We start from the raw sequence: 16,493 nt of genomic DNA, 5'->3' as shown, positions 1-16,493 counted from the left end.
ATTTAATTCCTTATTTTGATTGTAACTCTTTTAATTTTTCTTTTACTGCCTCTATATGACCTTTTACTTTTACATTTGTCCATAAAGCTGCAATTTCACCATCAGGGTTAATAATAAAAGTTGATCTTACTACTCCCATATACTCTTTACCCATAAATTTTTTTAGTTGCCAAACTTTATAATCTTCACACATTTTTTTATCACTATCAGATAAAAGTGTAATTGTAAGTTCTTTTTTTTCTATAAATCTTCTATGTTTTTGTGTATCATCTGGACTAACTCCCAAAATAACTGCATCAAGTTCATCAAATTCAGGCTCACTTGCACTAAAGTCACAAGCTTGTGTTGTACAACCAGGAGTTAAATCTTTTGGATAAAAGTATAAAACTATCCATTTCCCCGCTAAATCTCTTAAACAAATTTCAACATCATCTTGATTTTTTGCACAAAAACTTGGGGCTTTTGTTCCTATTTCTAACATTGTAATCCTTTTAAATTATTTAATAGCAATAAAAGTTGCAAAGTTTACCCATTTGAAAATTGTTTCACAATGAGAAAATCCTGCATCTAGAATCATCTTTTTATTTTCTTCTTCAGTATATGGTATTAAAACATTTTCTAAGGCTTCTCTTTTTTGTGAAATTTCATATTCACTATAACCTTGTTGTTTTTTAAAGTCATAATATATATCAATACACTGTTTATTTAAAGTTTTATTTGATGAAATAACCTTTTCACTAAAAATAAAAATACCATCTTTATCTAGTGAATTATATATTTTTTGTATTAATTTTTCTCTTTGAAGAGGTCTAATAAATTGAAGAGTATAGTTTGAAATAATAAGTTTAGCATTTTCATAAGATGTATTTAATAAGTCATCATTTCTTAGTTCTATATCAATCCCAAAGGCTTTGCATTTTTTAGAAGCACGAGCTAACATAGCACTTGAGTTATCAATACCTATAAGTTTTAAATCATATTTTGAATGTTTTCCTAACTCTATAAGTGTTGAAGCCGTTGAGCAACCTAAATCATAAACCACATCATTTTTATTTAAATAGTTTAAAGCAAATTTGATTGTAAGCTCTTGTGTTTGTTTATAATAAGGTACAGACCTATTTAACATATCATCAAATACTGATGCTACATCTTCATCAAATTCAAACTGTTTTTTTATTGATTTTTCAAATATTTTATCTACCATAACAATATTTTATCAAAATGATTATTAATAACAATTTATCAAATAATTAAAGAATAAAAAAAATAGTGTCAAAAGTGTTTAAATTTATTTTAAATTTAGAATAATAGGAATATAATTTTTTATTATGACACAAAGGTGAGAAAATGAAAAGTCTAAGTTTTGGAAAGAAATTACTTTTAAGTTTAATTTCAGTAACTCTAATATCATTAGGAATAATGATTTTTTTAGTTTCATCATATTCATATACAAACTCTGAAAGTGATGCAAAAGCCTATATAAGAGAATTAGCAAGTAAAAATGCACATGAAATAAATAATACTTTAGAAAAAGCAATTACAGTCACTACTTCCCTTTCAAGTAAATACACAAGTGCTTTAGAACACAATGAAAAAATTTCTAAAGATGGAACAATTAGTTATTTCAAATCGGTATTAACTCACAATCCTTTTATTCTTGGAATATGGTTTGCTTTTGAAGATAACAGCAAATTTTATGAAGTAGGAATAGATGAAAAAAATCCAAATTATTATACAAAATCTGGTGCTTTTCAGCCTTATGTTACAAGAGGAAGTAATAATGACTTTGTAATTCAGCCAGGATCTGAATTTGATATAACTTCAGAATGGATTGCTCTACCTTATGAACAAAAAACTATAACTATTACAAAACCTTATAAATATCCTGTTAATGGAAAAGATGTTTTAATGGCTACTATTTCAGCTCCTGTTTTTAAAGATGGAAAGTTTCTTGGAGCTGTTGGAGTTGATTTTTCATTGGATTCTTTTAATAAAAAAGTAAATGAAATAAAGCTATTTGAAACAGGATATGGAATACTAGTTGATTCTTATGGAAGTGTTATTACTCATCCAATAGATAAAAATTTAGGTAAAAACTTAAAAGATATTTCTACAAATAAAGATGTGTTAGCTGTTTTAGAAAAAACATCAAAAGGTGAAAATTATGATTTTTATGCACAAAATCTAAAAACAGGTAAAGATTCTTTTTTTCATTCATCTGCTTTTGAATTTGGAAATAGTGGTAAATATTGGTCTTTTATAGTAAGTGCACCTGAAGAAGAGTTTTTAGTTAATGCAAAATTTATTAAAAACTTTTCTATTATTTCTGGTATTGTAGTTTTATTAGTTCTTATTCTTGTAGTTTTAGTAAGTATAAGAGTTTTAAATAGAAATTTAGATTTAATAAAAAATGGTTTAGATGATTTTTTTAAATATTTAAATAAACAAACAAATCAAACAACTAGTATAAAAATAAATAGTTTAGATGAGTTTGGTCAAATGGCTTTACAAATTAATAAAAATGTTGAAGCAATTCAAGAAAATATTAATAAAGAAAATCTTCTTATTGAAAATGTAAAAAATGTAGTAAATGAAGTTAATAAAGGTTTTTTTATAAAAAGAATTGAAAATTCATCAAATACAGCATCTTTAAATGAGTTAAAGGTTTTAATTAATCAAATGCTTGATACTTTACAAAATTTTGTAGGAAAAGATATTAATAAATTACAAGCTGTTTTATTAGAATATTCAAAAGCAAATTTTATAAATAAACTTGATGAGAATAGTGGAACAATAGGTAAAGAGATAAGTTCTTTAAATGAAATGATTACAGAGATGTTAAAAGATAATAAGCTTGGTGGATTAAAATTAGAAAATAGTTCAAAAGAGTTATCACAAAATGTAGAGACAATAAGTAAAAATGCCACAAGTCAAGCAGCATCATTAGAAGAGACAGCAGCAAGTATAGAAGAGATAACAAGTAATATAAAAAATACAAATGAAAAAGCACAAGAGATGCTAAGAATTTCATCAGATACAAAAAACTCAGCATTAAAAGGAAAAGAGTTAGCAACAAAAACAGTAAGCTCAATGGATGAGATAAATGAACAAGTAAATGCAATAAATGAAGCCATAACAGTAATAGATCAAATAGCATTTCAAACAAATATCTTAAGTTTAAATGCAGCAGTAGAAGCAGCAACAGCAGGAGAGGCAGGAAGAGGATTTGCAGTAGTAGCACAAGAGGTAAGAAACCTAGCAAGTAGAAGTGCAGAAGCAGCAAAAGAGATAAAAGATTTAGTAGAGAATGCAACAGTAAAAGCAGATGAAGGGAAATCAATAAGTACCTCAATGATAGAAGGGTTTTCACAATTAGAAGAGAAAATAAATCAAACAAATAGTTTAATAGATGATGTAACAAATGCAGCAAAAGAGCAAACAATAGGGATGACACAAATAGCAGATGCAGTAAATCAACTAGATAAATTTACTCAAGAAAATGCAACTATTGCTGATAAGACTAATGAAATTTCAAGAGAAACTTATTTTATTGCAAAAGAGTTAGTTGAAGAAGCAAACAAAAGTGATTTTATTGGAAAAGATGATATTGTAGTTGAAGAGAAAAAAAGTTCTTCAAAATCTTTTCAAGTAAATTATGAAGTTAATAAAAAAGTTAAAAAACTTGAAGAAAAAAAAGAAATAAAACCTAAGGTAATTTCTTCAAAGCAAAATGATGATGAATGGGAGAGCTTTTGAGCCTGTAAAATAAACTGTGTAAACCTATTTTCTTACTTAGTATATTTTTCCATAATTTCACTGAAAAATATGCTAAGTTGAGGATAAACCTCACTCCAATTTCTAATCCTAGAATTTTTCCATTTCTCTTGAACCTCCTGTGTTGCTAAGTATAATAGTTTAAATGCTGAATCAACTGTTGGAAATGAACCTTTAGACTTTGTCTTCCTTTTAATATTTGAATTTAATGATTCGATTGGATTCGTTGTATAAATTAAAGTCTGAATAGTTTTAGGATATTTAAAAAAAGTAGAGTTTGTACTATTTATTTGTATTAAAATAGTTTTCAGCTTGCGCTATATCTTTATTGATTTGATTTTTCAACTCTTCAAAACTATTAAATTTTTTATTTTCCCTTAATTTATCTATAAATTTAATTTCAACTTTTCCTTTAAAATCTTCAATATTTTTATTTAAAATATGAGTTTCAATAGCATAACTTCCGTCTGTTGTTACTCTATGCCCTAAAAAAGTAATAGAATTAAATTCTTCATCTTTTAAAATAGTTTTTGTAATATAAACACCTTCATTTGGTAAAAGAAAATCTTCAACAATTAGATTTATTGTAGGAACAAAATCAGTTTTACCTAAACCTTGTCCTTTTACTTGTGCGCCTGCTATTTTATACTCTCTACCTAAAAAGCAATTTGCTTTTTTTATATTTCCTTCTTTTATAAATTCTCTAATGTATCTTGAATGAATGGCCACATTATTATTACAAATCTCATCTATTATTACCACTTCACCTTTAAAAAGTCCAAGAAGATTTTGAGCACTATATTTTCTATTTTTTCCAAAATAAAAATCAAATCCAACAACTATTTTTTTTAGATTTGGAAATTCTTCTTTTAAAAGTTTAACAAAACTTTCTCCATCTAAATGTCTAATATTTTCCAATATGTAGTAATAAACTGGAAAATTAGTATATTCTTGTCTAAAACTTTTTGGTGTAATATTTGTATATCCTGATTCAATAGCAACAACAGCACCATTTTTATCAAGTTTTTCAAATAGTTTTTGATGTGCTATATGCATTCCATCAAATCCACCTATTGCAATGGAAGTAATCTCTTTTTTATTTACTAAAGTAGAATAATTCTTCTTCATTTCCATCTTTTCCTTGTAGTTTACTATAAGAACTATAATTTAAATTCCAATTTAATTTTTTCGTAAAGGCTAAAAAATTTTCCCTAGCTAGTGCTATTGCTTTAGTATCTTTTACTACACCTTTTTTATCTCTTTTTACTTCTTTACCAACTTCAAATTGAGGTTTAAAAAGAATAATAATATCTTTTCTTGCCAAAGTATCTATATCATTTAAAATATTTAATATTGAGATAAAAGAGACATCGCAAGTTACAATATCAAAGGCTTCTTGAACTCTAAAATTTCTTATATCAGTATTTTCATAAAAATTTATTCTATTATCATTTTTTATTTTTTCATGTAATTGATTAGAACCAACATCAACGCAAGTTACACTTTTCACATTGTTTTGCAAAAGAATTTGTGTAAATCCACCCGTACTACTTCCAATATCTAATGCTTGCTTATTTATTAACTCTAAAGATAATTCTTCTAAAAAATATTTTAGTTTATAAGCTGCTCGACTTACATAAAAATCATCTTCTAAAATATCTATTAAGTCATCTTGTTGTACAAGGTATGAAGGTTTACAAATAATTTTGCCATTAATTTGAATCTTATTGGCTTTAATTAATTCACAAGCTTTATTCCTGCTTTGAATATCATAATTTTGTGTAAGGTATAGATCTAATCTCATAGGCGGATTATATTATAAATTTTATCAAAAAATGGTTATTTATTACCTCATAAGAGAAAAAATGTTTTAATATATATAAAGATTAATAAAGATAAAAGAGTTTATGTTTGAAATATGTAAAAGAACAATTTAATGAAACTTTTGAAGAAAAAAAGTCAAAATTTATTGCATACTTATTTCCTTATAAGGATTTTGATAAGGAAATGAAAAGATTAAAAGAAGAACATCCAAAAGCAAGACATCATGTATATGCTTATAGATATTTAAATGACTTTGAACAAATAGTAGAAAATAGTAGTGATGATGGTGAACCTAAAGGAACAAGTGGAAAACCTTCTTTAAATGTATTAGCTGGACATGAATTAATAAATACAGCAGTAATAATTGTAAGATACTTTGGTGGAATAAAACTAGGAACTGGTGGTTTAGTTAGGGCATATAGTGATGCAGTTAATAAAGTTATAGAAAAGAGTATTTTATTTTCATATGAAAAACTATTAAAAAAATTTATAAATTGTGAATATAGTGATTTATCAAAAGTGGAATATTTATTAAATCAAAATGAGATTGAAATAATAAATAAAGAGTTTACAACTTCAATTAATCTAATTTTAGAAGCAACAGAAGAAAAATTTTTAAAATTACTAGAACAATTACCAAGAAATATATTAATAAATAATTATTAATATTATTTAAGTTTAAAGTAAATATAATTTCATATATTACTATTTTGGATAAAATATGGGAAAGTTTATATTTATTTTAATTTTTCTTACTTCTTTTATTTATGCAAGTTCAAAAGTAAACTTTAGAAATTTACAACTAAAAGAGTTTATTTATATTTGCTCAAAGATATTAAATAAAAATATTTTATTAAATAGTCAAATTGAAGGAGAAATTGATTTTATTTCAAATAAAGAACTAACAAAAGAAGAACTTTTTGAGCTATTAAAATATACTTTAAAAACAAATGGTTATAGTTTAGTTGATAAAAATGGAATTTTGTATATTGAAAAATATAAGAAAAAAGATGAAATAGGATATAAATACCTAGTTTTAAAAAGTTCAGATATTAATAACTATTATAAAAAAATAAAACAAATTCAAGAAAAATTTTATAAAAATTTAACAATAACCAAATTTAACTCTTCAAATAGTTTATTAATCCTTGGTGAAGTAAATGAACTTAAGGAGTTTAGCTCTTATATTAAGAATCTTGATATAAAAGAAGAAAAAAATATTACTGAAATTATCTCTTTAAAAAATATAGAAGTAAAGATTTTAAATAGTATTATAGAAAAATTTATAAAAGAAAAACATATAGAAAATATATTTTTTTCAATGGAAGTTGAATCAAACTCTTTTATTTTATCAGGGAAAGACTCCTCTTTAAAAATAATAAAAGAGTTAATACAAAAACTTGATAAAAATGAACCCCAAGTATATCTTAAAGCAAAAATTGTTGAATTAAATAGTAATTTAGTAAATGAAGTAGGGATAAGATATAACCTAATTTCTGCAAAAACAACAAATGCAGGAATCTATTCTTTGGTTGCTTCTTTAAATAAAATAGAAGCAATACCTTTTGATATAAAAAAAATAGGTTTAACTCTTCCAACTTTAAACTCTTCACTTGCTTTAGGTGCAACTTTATCATTATTGCATCAAAATTATGCTTTAGATATAGTTTCAGAACCTTCAATTTTAAGTTTAAATAATCAAACAAGCTCTATTTATATAGGTGAAAGTATCTCTTTGAAAACTTCTTCTCAAACAACAACCGGAGGAAATACTTCTTATTCCTATGAAAGAAAAGATGTGGGATTAAAGCTAGAAGTTAAACCAAGAGTTGCAAATGATAATAAAATACGATTAAAAATAAATACCATTTTAGAAAATGTAAAAAATACAATAACAAATAATCAACCAGATACTACTAAAAAAAGTATAACTTCAACAGTAATAGTTTCAAATGGAGAAAGTGTTATTTTAGGAGGATTAATAGAAAATAAAAAGGAAAAAATAGATGAAAGTATTCCTTTTTTCTCTTTATTACCAATTTTGGGAGAGTTTTTTAAATATAAAAATAGTAAAAATATAAAGAAAAATCTAGTTGTTATTATAACTCCATATATTGTTCCAAAAGATAAAGATTTAACATATTTAAGAAATGAACTTTCAAAATTAGAAGAGTTAGAAAATGATTATTTAGAAAAAAAACTTAAAATGCAAAAAACAAATAAATATAAACAAGAACATAAAAAAATGGTTAAAGAGATGTTTAACCTTTAATGATGGGTTACTTTTTTCATAAGATGTTCTTCAATTAAAGAGTTTTTTGATGAGGTTTTATTAATAATTTTATTGCAATCTACACAAAGAGTAATTAGATTTTCAAAATTATATCCTCCACCTTCTGAAATAGGTTTTATAAAAGAAATATAAGCATCATATAATTTTACTTTATGTCCACATCTTTTACATTGTTCTTTATCTCTTTTAAAAGTAAACTCTTTTCTTTTTGGCCAATCACTTGGAAGTTTATCTTTTAAAGGCTTGCAATTTTGATCGTAAGTGCTCCATAAAAGCTCTTTATTTATTGAGTTTTGAGTTTGAATTGTATATTCATACTCAGTAAATTGAGATACAAGATCTTCCACAAGTAAAGTTTGTTTTATTTTAATATCCTTTTCCTCTTTTATTCTACTATTCAAAGTATAATCAAAAGGTATATTAGGATATTCAGAATTTAAATAGTTTTTTACATCATTAAAAAAGCTTTTAAAATCACCTTTTCTATATAAAAATTTAAATACTTTTTTTCTATAAATATATAAAGGAACCAATAATAAAATTATTAAAGTTCCTGTTATTATAAAGTCAGCTTCAAGTCTCATTATATTATCTCAGGATTAATATAGTGTTTTATTAAGCTTTTTTTTGCTTCATCAAAATAGCCATAAGCTAAGTTTGAAAGTTCATTTGTATAAAGTATTGGTAAAGATACTTCTCTTCCTGAAACTCTTTCTAACTCTTTTCTATTAAAATCAAATAAATAAAAATCAGCTTCATTATCCACTACCAAAAAATCAGCTTCATTATCAAAAGCTTCTAAGATAACTTCTGAAGCCAATTGAAATGTAAACTCTTGATTTATATGAAAAGTTGTTTTTGCCAAATCATTATTTTTACTTTTTAAAGTGATTATTTTTGCTTTAAGTTTATTTAAAAGAGAAGTTGTTTTTTCACACTCTTTTTGTGAATAATATGCAATATTAAACTCTTTAAAAGTATGTTTAATCTCCTTTTCTTCTTTAAATGAGGCAAACTGTATTGAAGAACTTTTATTTATTTTAAAATTTTGCTTTTCAATTTCTTTTATTAAATTTAGTTCTTCTTTTAATTTTAAAATTCTATTTTCTATACTTTTATCAAATTTAAATAATTTATTTTCTAAACTTGTATGAAACTCTAAAGAACATTCTTCTTGTTTGAATTTATCTAAAATATCATCTTTTAAACTTGCATTTTCTTCTATTATATCACTTGCTAAAAGTATTATGGCATCACCAATATACTCTTTTTTTAATCTTAAGCTATTTGAAGCATAAAAGTATCTTTTATACTCTTCATATCTTTTTATATCATCTTCATTTAAAAACTCTTCTAATATTAATAGTTTGTTTCTAAAGTCATCTTCATTAATAAGAAGGTCATTCATAACTCTTCTAATTGAAATTGGCTCAATTGTTAATTCATTTCCAAGTTTTAAAACTAGCTCTTTAATACTTACTGAACAATCAGTGTATAAACCATTTACTACTAGTTCAAAACTTTGTTTATTTTCATAAGAAAACTCTTCAATATTATTTATACTATTTAAAATATCCAATAAAGTTTTTTCATTTTCAATTTTTAAAAAATACTTTTTATAATATGGTAAATAGTCTGATTTATAATCAAATTTAAATAATGATATTTCTATTTTCATCTTCACCCTTTATTCATCATATCTTTTTATATCAACACCAATTTGACTAAGTTTGCCTTCTAGATCTTCATATCCTCTATCTAAATGATAAATTCTATGAATATTTGTCTCCCCTTGCGCAACAAGTGCAGCAAGAACAAGTGCAGAAGAAGCTCTTAAATCAGTAGCCATTACATCTGTACCATTTAATTTATTAGGTGTTCCAATAATAGTTGCCATATTTCCATTTAAATGTATGTCTGCACCCAATCTTAATAATTCGCTAACATGCATAAATCTATTTTCAAATAGCCTTTCATCAATAGTGCTAACACCATTTGCTTGTGTTGCAAGTGCCATAAATTGAGCTTGCATATCTGTTGGAAAACCTGGATATTCAGAAGTAATAATATTTACAGGTTTTATTTCATCTGTAGGTAAAATAGTAAGATGATCTTCTGCTTGAATAATCTCAAAATTCATTTGTTCAAGTTTAGAAATAATTGCTTCAAGATGTAATGGAATTATATTTTTAATAGTTAGTTTTGAGTTTGTAATAGCTGCTGCACACATATATGTTCCAGCTTCAATTCTATCTGGAATAATATTAAAATCTTTAAACTCTAAAAGTTTTCCATCAGTACCTTCAATTACAAGCTTTGAAGTTCCTACACCTTCTATTTGCACACCTGCTTTTTGTAATACTTCACAAAGTTGTACAATTTCAGGTTCTTTTGCAGCATTTATAATTGTAGTTTTTCCTGTGGCTAAACTTGCTGCCATTAATATATTTTCTGTTCCACCAACTGTAACTTTATCAAATACAATTTTAGAACCTTTTAATCCATTTTCACAAGTTGCTTGAATATATCCATTTTTAATTTCAATTTTAGCACCCATTTGCTCTAAAGCTTTTAAGTGTAAATCAACAGGTCTTTGTCCAATAGCACAGCCACCAGGAAGAGAAACCTCACAATGACCAAATCTAGCAAGTAATGGTCCTAAAACTAAAATTGAAGCTCTCATAGTTTTTACAATATCATAAGTTGCTTTTGTATTATTTATTTTTGAAGTTTCTATTAATATTTCATTTTTATTTTTTTCATAAGAACTACCAAGTTTTTCTAAAAGTTTTAATAAAGTATTTATATCTACAACATCAGGTAGGTTACCTATTTTTATTTTGTTTTTTGCTAAGATTGTTGCAGCAAGTAGAGGTAAAGCAGCATTTTTAGCACCTGAAATAGAGATTTCTCCATTTAATTTCTTTTTACCGAAAATTTTTAAATATTTCATTATATTCCTATTTTTTAATCTAATAGACTTATCTTTGATGGTACATTCTATCAAATTGTTGCTAAAAAAATTAGTATATCTAAGTAGCTATAAATAATAATCAATGTTTAATTTGAAACTTAATAGAATTTTGCTTTTAAATTTTTTAGGATAAGTAATGAAAGAAGATGTCTCACTTGGTATAAAATATATGTTAATAGCTTCACTTCTTTTTGCTTTTATGGGTGCTAGTGCAAAAGAACTTAGTGACTCTATTAGCTCAGTTGAAGTGGTTTTTTTTAGAAATTTATTTGGAGTTGTTTTGATTTTATTTTCTATTTATAGAAAACCTTTAGTTCAAGAAGGAGGAAAACCATTACTTCTAATTTTTAGGGGAATGGTAGGTTTTATAGCACTTTTAATGTTTTTTTATAATATTTCAGAAATTTCATTGGCTGAAGCTATGACTTTTTCAAAAACTTCTACTATTTTCACTGCGATTTTTGCTTATATTTTTGTAAAAGAAAAATTAGCCTTTAAAGGTTGGCTTGGAGTATTTATAGGATTTATTGGTATTTTATTTATTACAAAATTTGATGGAAGTTCTTTAGATAAAACTGATTGGTTAGGAATTTTATGCGGAGTAGGTGCTGCTTTAGCATATACTTCTATTAGAGAACTTAAAAAATATTATGATAGTAGGGCAATAGTTTTATCCTTTATGGGAATTGGAACTTTAGGTCCATTAATTTTAATGATAATTTCACAATTTTATACAAATCCTACTTTTGATTTTATGTTGGCTTCTTTTGTAATGCCAAAGAGTGAAGATTGGATTTATATTGTTTTTTTGGGATTATTTGCAACATATGCACAAATTTATATGACAAAAGCCTATTCTTGTGCAAAAGCAGGAATTATTGGAACAATTTCATATGCAAATATTGCATTTTCTATAATTTTAGGTATGATTCTAGGTGATTCTTTTCCTGATATTTGGATTGTTTTAGGTATACTTTTAATAGTAGTGAGTGGATTTTTAGTTTCGTTAAAAAAGGATTAGAATGAATGATTTAGTGTTAATCATTGATATTATGATTGGTCTTTTCGTAATTATTATTATTGCTTGGTATGTACATGATAAATATGTACAAAGAGACCATCAATTATTAGTTAATTATCCAATTATAGGTAGGTTAAGGTATCTTTTTGAAGAGTTTAGAGAACCTTTTAGACAATATTTTGGTGATGAAAAATTTTATGAGTCAAAAGATAAACTTGATTGGGTATATAAAGCTGCAAGAGATTTACCAAACTATGCTTCTTTTTCTCCTTCTCAACCTTTGCCAAAACCAAAATTTATGTTAAGGCATGCAACAATTGTTTTAAATGAAAATGAAGTAGATACTCATTTTGAAGTATCATTTGGAGAAAATAGAAAATATCCATATACAGCTAAATCAATTATTGCAAGATCAGCTATGAGTGATGGTTCTATTTCACCTGAGGGTACAAGAGCTTTTGTTAGAGGTTCTTTTATGGGTAATTTTCCTATTAACTCAGGAGAGGGTGGTTTAACATCAAATTTCTTTGTTACACATAGAAATTATAAACCTGAATATATGACTGTTGTTCATGGAACTTTATTTCAAAAGTTAGTTAAAAGATTAGTGCAGAAACTATTTAATGGTGCAATGGCTGCTGATGCTTATAGAAGCTTAGTTTTTAAAAAGGACCCAGAAGCAGAAACTTATGTTTTCGATTTAAAAACAGAAATTTTTCATAGACCAAATTGGGAAGCACCTTTAGAAAACTTTCCAACTGAAGTTCCTGAAGATATGCCTGATATTATTTTACAATTAAGTTCAGGATTATATGGGGCAAGGGATAAAAAAGGAAATTTTGATCCAGATAGGTATCAAAAAACTATGAGATTTTGTAAAATGACAGAGATTAAGCTTGCTCAGGGTGCAAAACAAACAGGTGGTAAATTAATTGCTGAAAAGGTAACTCCAGCAATTGCCTATTATAGAAATGTTGAACCACATAAAGATTTATTTTCACCTAATAGATTTCCTTATGCAAATTCAATAGAAGAGTTATTTGATTTTGTAGGGACTTTACAAGAGTTATCTGGAAAACCTGTTGGAATTAAAATAGTAATTTCAGATATTGAAAATATTGAACCATTTGCAAAAGAAATAAGAAAAAGAATTGATGAGGGAAATAAAGCTTATCCTGATTTTATATCTGTTGATGGAGGAAGTGGTGGAAGTGCAACTGCTCCTATTGAGATGATGGAAAGAATTGGGTTAAATGCAAGAGACTCTATATATTTAGTAAATAAAATTTTAAAAGATTATGGGGTAAGAGATAAAGTAAAAATTGTTGCAAGTGGAAAAGTTTTAACACCAGATGATTTAATTATTATTATGTCATTGGGTGCTGATTTTGTACAAATTGCAAGAGGTTTTATGATGAGTGCAGGGTGTATTAGAGCTAGATACTGTTCTGGAACGAATGGCCACGAGTGTCCTGTTGGACTTGCAACTCAAAATAAGAAAAAAAGAAAAAAATATTTTGTATATAAACATGCAAAATATGTAAGAGACTATCATAATAATCTATTAAAAGGTGTAAGAAGTTTACTTGCTGTAATGGGATTAAAAAATGTTAATCAATTAAATCAACATAGGCTAATATTTGTAGATAAAGACTCTAAAGTACATGATAATATAGATAATGTATTTAAAAGAAGACTTGATATTGGTAAAGATTTAGGAGATGAATACCATGAATCTAGATAAGGTAATTGCAGGTTTTTTTATTATTTTAGCTATGACTTTAAACTTTGGATTTTTTTATGGCGATATGGATTCTTTAGAAATGCATAGCAAATATGAACTTTTTGCTGCAATTATTATAAATATTATAGCTACAACAATGAAACTTGGTGATAAAACACAAATGGGTTCAGTTTTATTGGCAACTTCATTAGTTGCTGATATTCAATTAATTGCTGCTGCAACTATTTGGACAGTAGCTGAATATGCTTATAGTGTTGATAAAGAAATAGTAGGAATGATTATTTCATTATCAGGTGGAGCTTTACTTGCTAATATCACATCTGTTGCACTATATGTTGGTGAAACAATTAAATCTAAAAGATAGGGTTTTAAGTGAGAAATAGTTCACTATTCATCATTCTTTATAGGATGAGAATACCCTTTTTAGTAATAATTGTTGCTTATACAATAGCAATTACAGGATTATTAATTATTGATGGTAGGGATGCAAATGGTAATCCTTACCATATGTCTATTTTTGATGCTTTTTATTTTGTAAGTTATATGGCTACAACAATAGGTTTTGGTGAAACTCCTTATGAATTTACATATTCTCAAAGAATTTGGGTTAGTATTTCTATTTATATTACTGTTGTTGGATGGTTTTATGGAGTAGGGTCTTTAGTTAGACTTTTACAAGATAAACTTTTTTTAAATGAAATAGAAAAAAGTAAATTTAGAAGGCAAATTAAAAGATTAAAACAAAAGTTTATTATTGTTTTAGGCTATAATCAAATTACAAGTGAAATTATAAAAAGAGCAATTCAACAAGATATTAGAACAGTTGTAATTGAAAAAAGTGAAGAAAGAGGAAATGATTTACTTCTTGAAAACTTTACTCCAACAGTTCCTTTACTAATTGCTGATGCTCATAGTTCTGTAGCTTTAGAAGAAGCAGGAATTAAAAAACATAACTGCAAGGGATTGGTTTCTTTATTTGAAGATGATTCTTTAAATCTTAGAATAGCACTTACTTCTAAACTATTAAATAAAAATGTAAAACTTGCCATAAAATCAACAACAGAAAATCATTCAGAAAATTTAAAAGATTTGGATGTTGAAATAATTGCAAACCCTTTTTTAATAATTTCAAATGAAATAAATATGGCATTAAATGCCCCAAATTTATTAAAGCTTGAAAAATGGCTATATAAAGTTGATACTTTAAACTCAGCACTTCCTCTTTTCCCTAAAGGTAAATATATAATTTGTGGATTTGGAAGAATGGGAAAAAGTGTATATGATAAATTAAAAACTAATAATATTGAAGCTCATTTTATTGAAATAGATTCTAATAAAAATATTGATTATATAAAAAATAGAACAACTTCACTAACTTATGCAAATGCTGATGATAAAGATACTTTAATTGAAATTGGAATAAGAGATTCTGTGGCAATTATTGCTGCAACAAATAATGATACAACTAATTTATCTATTTTAGCAACTGCAAAAAAATTAAATCCTAAAATTATGACTATTGTAAGAGAAAATGAAATGGAAGATTTTTCTATTTTTGAAAATGCTAATATTGATCATATTTTTATGCCAGCAAAAATTCTAATAAATAAAACAACTAATGCTTTAATAAATCCCCTTTCTGATGTTTTTATTAGAAGTATTTCAAATAAAGATGAAGCTTGGGCTGCAAAATTAGTTCGAAGATTATTTGAAACAATTGATGAAAATCCTTTATTATTTGAAGTTGAAATAAATTTTGAAGATGCACCAGAAATTACTAGATATTTAAAAACAAAGCAAGAGTTATCTCTAAATATATTTAGAGTATCATTACATAATAAAGAACTAAAAAATAATATAGTTCCTTTATTATTATTAAGAAATAATGAAGAAATTTTACTTCCTTCTTGGGAGTTTGAATTAAAATTAGATGATAAAATTTTATTTGCTTGTGATTTACATGCTAAAAATGATATGGAATATATTGCACAAAATATATATGAGTTTTATTATGCCTTAACAGGTAAAGAAAAAAGAACAATTTTAAAAGGATTATTTAAATGATTATATTAACAGGACCATGTGTTTTAGAAGATAGAGATACAGTAATGCAAATTGCTGAAAAATTAAAACCATTAAGTGAAGATAAAAGAGTAGAGTTTTATTTTAAAGCTTCATTTGATAAAGCAAACAGAACAAGTATAAGTTCATATAGGGGACCTGGCTTAGATGAAGGATTAAAAATCTTTGAGGAGATTAAAAAACAATTTGGATATAAATTAATTACTGATATTCATGAATCATATCAAGCTAAACCTGCTGCTGAGGTTATTGATATTTTACAAATCCCTGCTTTTCTGTGCAGACAAACTGATTTATTAGTTGCAGCTGCAAAAACAAATGCAAAAATAAATATTAAAAAAGGTCAGTTTTTAGCTGCTGATTCTATGAAACATCCTGTTCAAAAAGTTCTTCAAACAAGAGGAGTTGAAGAACTAAATTATCAAGTTTCTAAAGACAATGGTGTTTGGCTTTGTGAAAGAGGTAATACTTTTGGATATGGGGCTCTTGTTGTAGATATGAGAAACTTAATTTTAATGAGAGAGTATGCTCCTGTAATTTTTGATGCTACTCATTCAGTACAAATTCCAAGTACAGGTGGAACAACAGGAGGTAATTCAGATTTTGTTCCTTATATGGCAAAAGCTGCTGCTGCTGTTGGTGTTGATGGTTTCTTTTTTGAAACTCATATAAATCCAAGTATTGCAAAAAGTGATGGTCCTAATATGCTTCAAGTTGATAAATTATATAAAACAGTTGAAGAGATATTTGCTATAAAAGAAGCCTTAAAAAATTAAGCAGT

Annotated in this window: 16 protein-coding genes; 8 read left to right on the top strand and 8 right to left on the bottom strand. The window is 25.8% G+C overall.

From position 1 onward, the window contains the following. Window positions 1–10 precede the first annotated feature (10 nt). Together bcp and cmoA are read right to left on the bottom strand one after the other, a co-directional pair. Window positions 11–481, bottom strand: a complete 471-nt coding sequence (gene bcp, locus AMYT_RS10145; protein WP_114842419.1) for a thioredoxin-dependent thiol peroxidase — start codon at window positions 479–481, stop codon at window positions 11–13. A gap of 15 nt (window positions 482–496) precedes the next feature. After that, window positions 497–1,204, bottom strand: coding sequence for a carboxy-S-adenosyl-L-methionine synthase CmoA (cmoA, locus tag AMYT_RS10140; protein ID WP_114842418.1), 708 nt, complete (start codon window positions 1,202–1,204; stop codon window positions 497–499). Window positions 1,205–1,347: 143 nt separating this feature from the next. On the opposite strand from cmoA, the gene AMYT_RS10135 reads away from it, so the two are divergent. Further along, window positions 1,348–3,756 carry a methyl-accepting chemotaxis protein gene (locus AMYT_RS10135; RefSeq protein WP_114842417.1) on the top strand — a complete coding sequence of 803 codons (2,409 nt, stop codon included), beginning with the start codon at window positions 1,348–1,350 and terminating at the stop codon, window positions 3,754–3,756. Window positions 3,757–3,788: 32 nt separating this feature from the next. Here AMYT_RS10135 and AMYT_RS15255 read toward each other — a convergent pair whose 3' ends face one another. The 3 genes from AMYT_RS15255 to tlyA are packed head-to-tail and all read right to left on the bottom strand — an operon-like array spanning window position 3,789 to window position 5,578. Then, window positions 3,789–4,064 carry a transposase gene (locus AMYT_RS15255; protein WP_407657358.1) on the bottom strand — a complete coding sequence of 92 codons (276 nt, stop codon included), beginning with the start codon at window positions 4,062–4,064 and terminating at the stop codon, window positions 3,789–3,791. Next, a complete protein-coding gene (locus AMYT_RS10125) occupies window positions 4,057–4,902 on the bottom strand; it encodes a bifunctional riboflavin kinase/FAD synthetase (protein WP_114843187.1) in 846 nt (281 codons plus the stop codon). The genes AMYT_RS15255 and AMYT_RS10125 overlap by 8 nt, the downstream gene beginning before the upstream one ends. Then, entirely contained in the window at window positions 4,871–5,578 is a 708-nt protein-coding gene (gene tlyA, locus AMYT_RS10120) for a 23S rRNA (cytidine-2'-O)-methyltransferase TlyA (protein ID WP_114842416.1), read from the bottom strand. Before tlyA ends, AMYT_RS10125 begins: the two co-directional genes overlap by 32 nt. A 107-nt stretch (window positions 5,579–5,685) precedes the next feature. On the opposite strand from tlyA, the gene AMYT_RS10115 reads away from it, so the two are divergent. Beyond that, on the top strand, window positions 5,686–6,264 hold the full coding sequence (locus AMYT_RS10115; protein WP_114842415.1) for a YigZ family protein: 579 nt from the start codon (window positions 5,686–5,688) through the stop codon (window positions 6,262–6,264). Between the two features lie 55 nt (window positions 6,265–6,319). Continuing rightward, entirely contained in the window at window positions 6,320–7,870 is a 1,551-nt protein-coding gene (locus tag AMYT_RS10110) for a type II secretion system protein GspD (RefSeq protein WP_114842414.1), read from the top strand. On the opposite strand, the gene AMYT_RS10105 is transcribed toward AMYT_RS10110, so the two are convergent. From AMYT_RS10105 to murA, 3 genes are read right to left on the bottom strand one after another with little or no spacing between them, the layout of a single operon-like run. Further along, on the bottom strand, window positions 7,867–8,475 hold the full coding sequence (locus AMYT_RS10105) for an HNH endonuclease (RefSeq protein ID WP_114842413.1): 609 nt from the start codon (window positions 8,473–8,475) through the stop codon (window positions 7,867–7,869). The genes AMYT_RS10110 and AMYT_RS10105 overlap by 4 nt on opposite strands. Then, window positions 8,475–9,569, bottom strand: a complete 1,095-nt coding sequence (locus AMYT_RS10100; RefSeq protein ID WP_114842412.1) for a hypothetical protein — start codon at window positions 9,567–9,569, stop codon at window positions 8,475–8,477. The genes AMYT_RS10105 and AMYT_RS10100 overlap by 1 nt, the downstream gene beginning before the upstream one ends. Before the next feature lie 9 nt (window positions 9,570–9,578). Continuing rightward, complete coding sequence (gene murA, locus AMYT_RS10095) at window positions 9,579–10,844, bottom strand: UDP-N-acetylglucosamine 1-carboxyvinyltransferase (protein WP_114842411.1); 1,266 nt, start codon at window positions 10,842–10,844, stop codon at window positions 9,579–9,581. 157 nt (window positions 10,845–11,001) lie between these two features. On the opposite strand from murA, the gene AMYT_RS10090 reads away from it, so the two are divergent. The 5 genes from AMYT_RS10090 to kdsA are packed head-to-tail and all read left to right on the top strand — an operon-like array spanning window position 11,002 to window position 16,488. Beyond that, window positions 11,002–11,886 carry a DMT family transporter gene (locus AMYT_RS10090; RefSeq protein WP_114842410.1) on the top strand — a complete coding sequence of 295 codons (885 nt, stop codon included), beginning with the start codon at window positions 11,002–11,004 and terminating at the stop codon, window positions 11,884–11,886. 1 nt (window position 11,887) lies between these two features. Next, complete coding sequence (locus tag AMYT_RS10085; protein WP_114842409.1) at window positions 11,888–13,630, top strand: FMN-binding glutamate synthase family protein; 1,743 nt, start codon at window positions 11,888–11,890, stop codon at window positions 13,628–13,630. After that, on the top strand, window positions 13,617–13,994 hold the full coding sequence (locus AMYT_RS10080) for a DUF6394 family protein (protein ID WP_114842408.1): 378 nt from the start codon (window positions 13,617–13,619) through the stop codon (window positions 13,992–13,994). The genes AMYT_RS10085 and AMYT_RS10080 overlap by 14 nt, the downstream gene beginning before the upstream one ends. 8 nt (window positions 13,995–14,002) lie before the next feature. Further along, a complete protein-coding gene (locus tag AMYT_RS10075; RefSeq protein ID WP_114842407.1) occupies window positions 14,003–15,694 on the top strand; it encodes a potassium channel family protein in 1,692 nt (563 codons plus the stop codon). Further along, window positions 15,691–16,488: a 3-deoxy-8-phosphooctulonate synthase gene (gene kdsA, locus AMYT_RS10070; RefSeq protein ID WP_114842406.1), complete on the top strand. Its 798-nt coding sequence runs from the start codon at window positions 15,691–15,693 to the stop codon at window positions 16,486–16,488. The genes AMYT_RS10075 and kdsA overlap by 4 nt, the downstream gene beginning before the upstream one ends. Window positions 16,489–16,493: the final 5 nt, after the last annotated feature.

The sequence above is a fragment of the Malaciobacter mytili LMG 24559 genome (genome assembly GCF_003346775.1).
Lineage (GTDB): Bacteria > Campylobacterota > Campylobacteria > Campylobacterales > Arcobacteraceae > Malaciobacter > Malaciobacter mytili.
The sequence above is the reverse complement of the archived record's forward strand: the minus strand, read 5'-3'. Positions and strand labels throughout refer to the sequence as shown.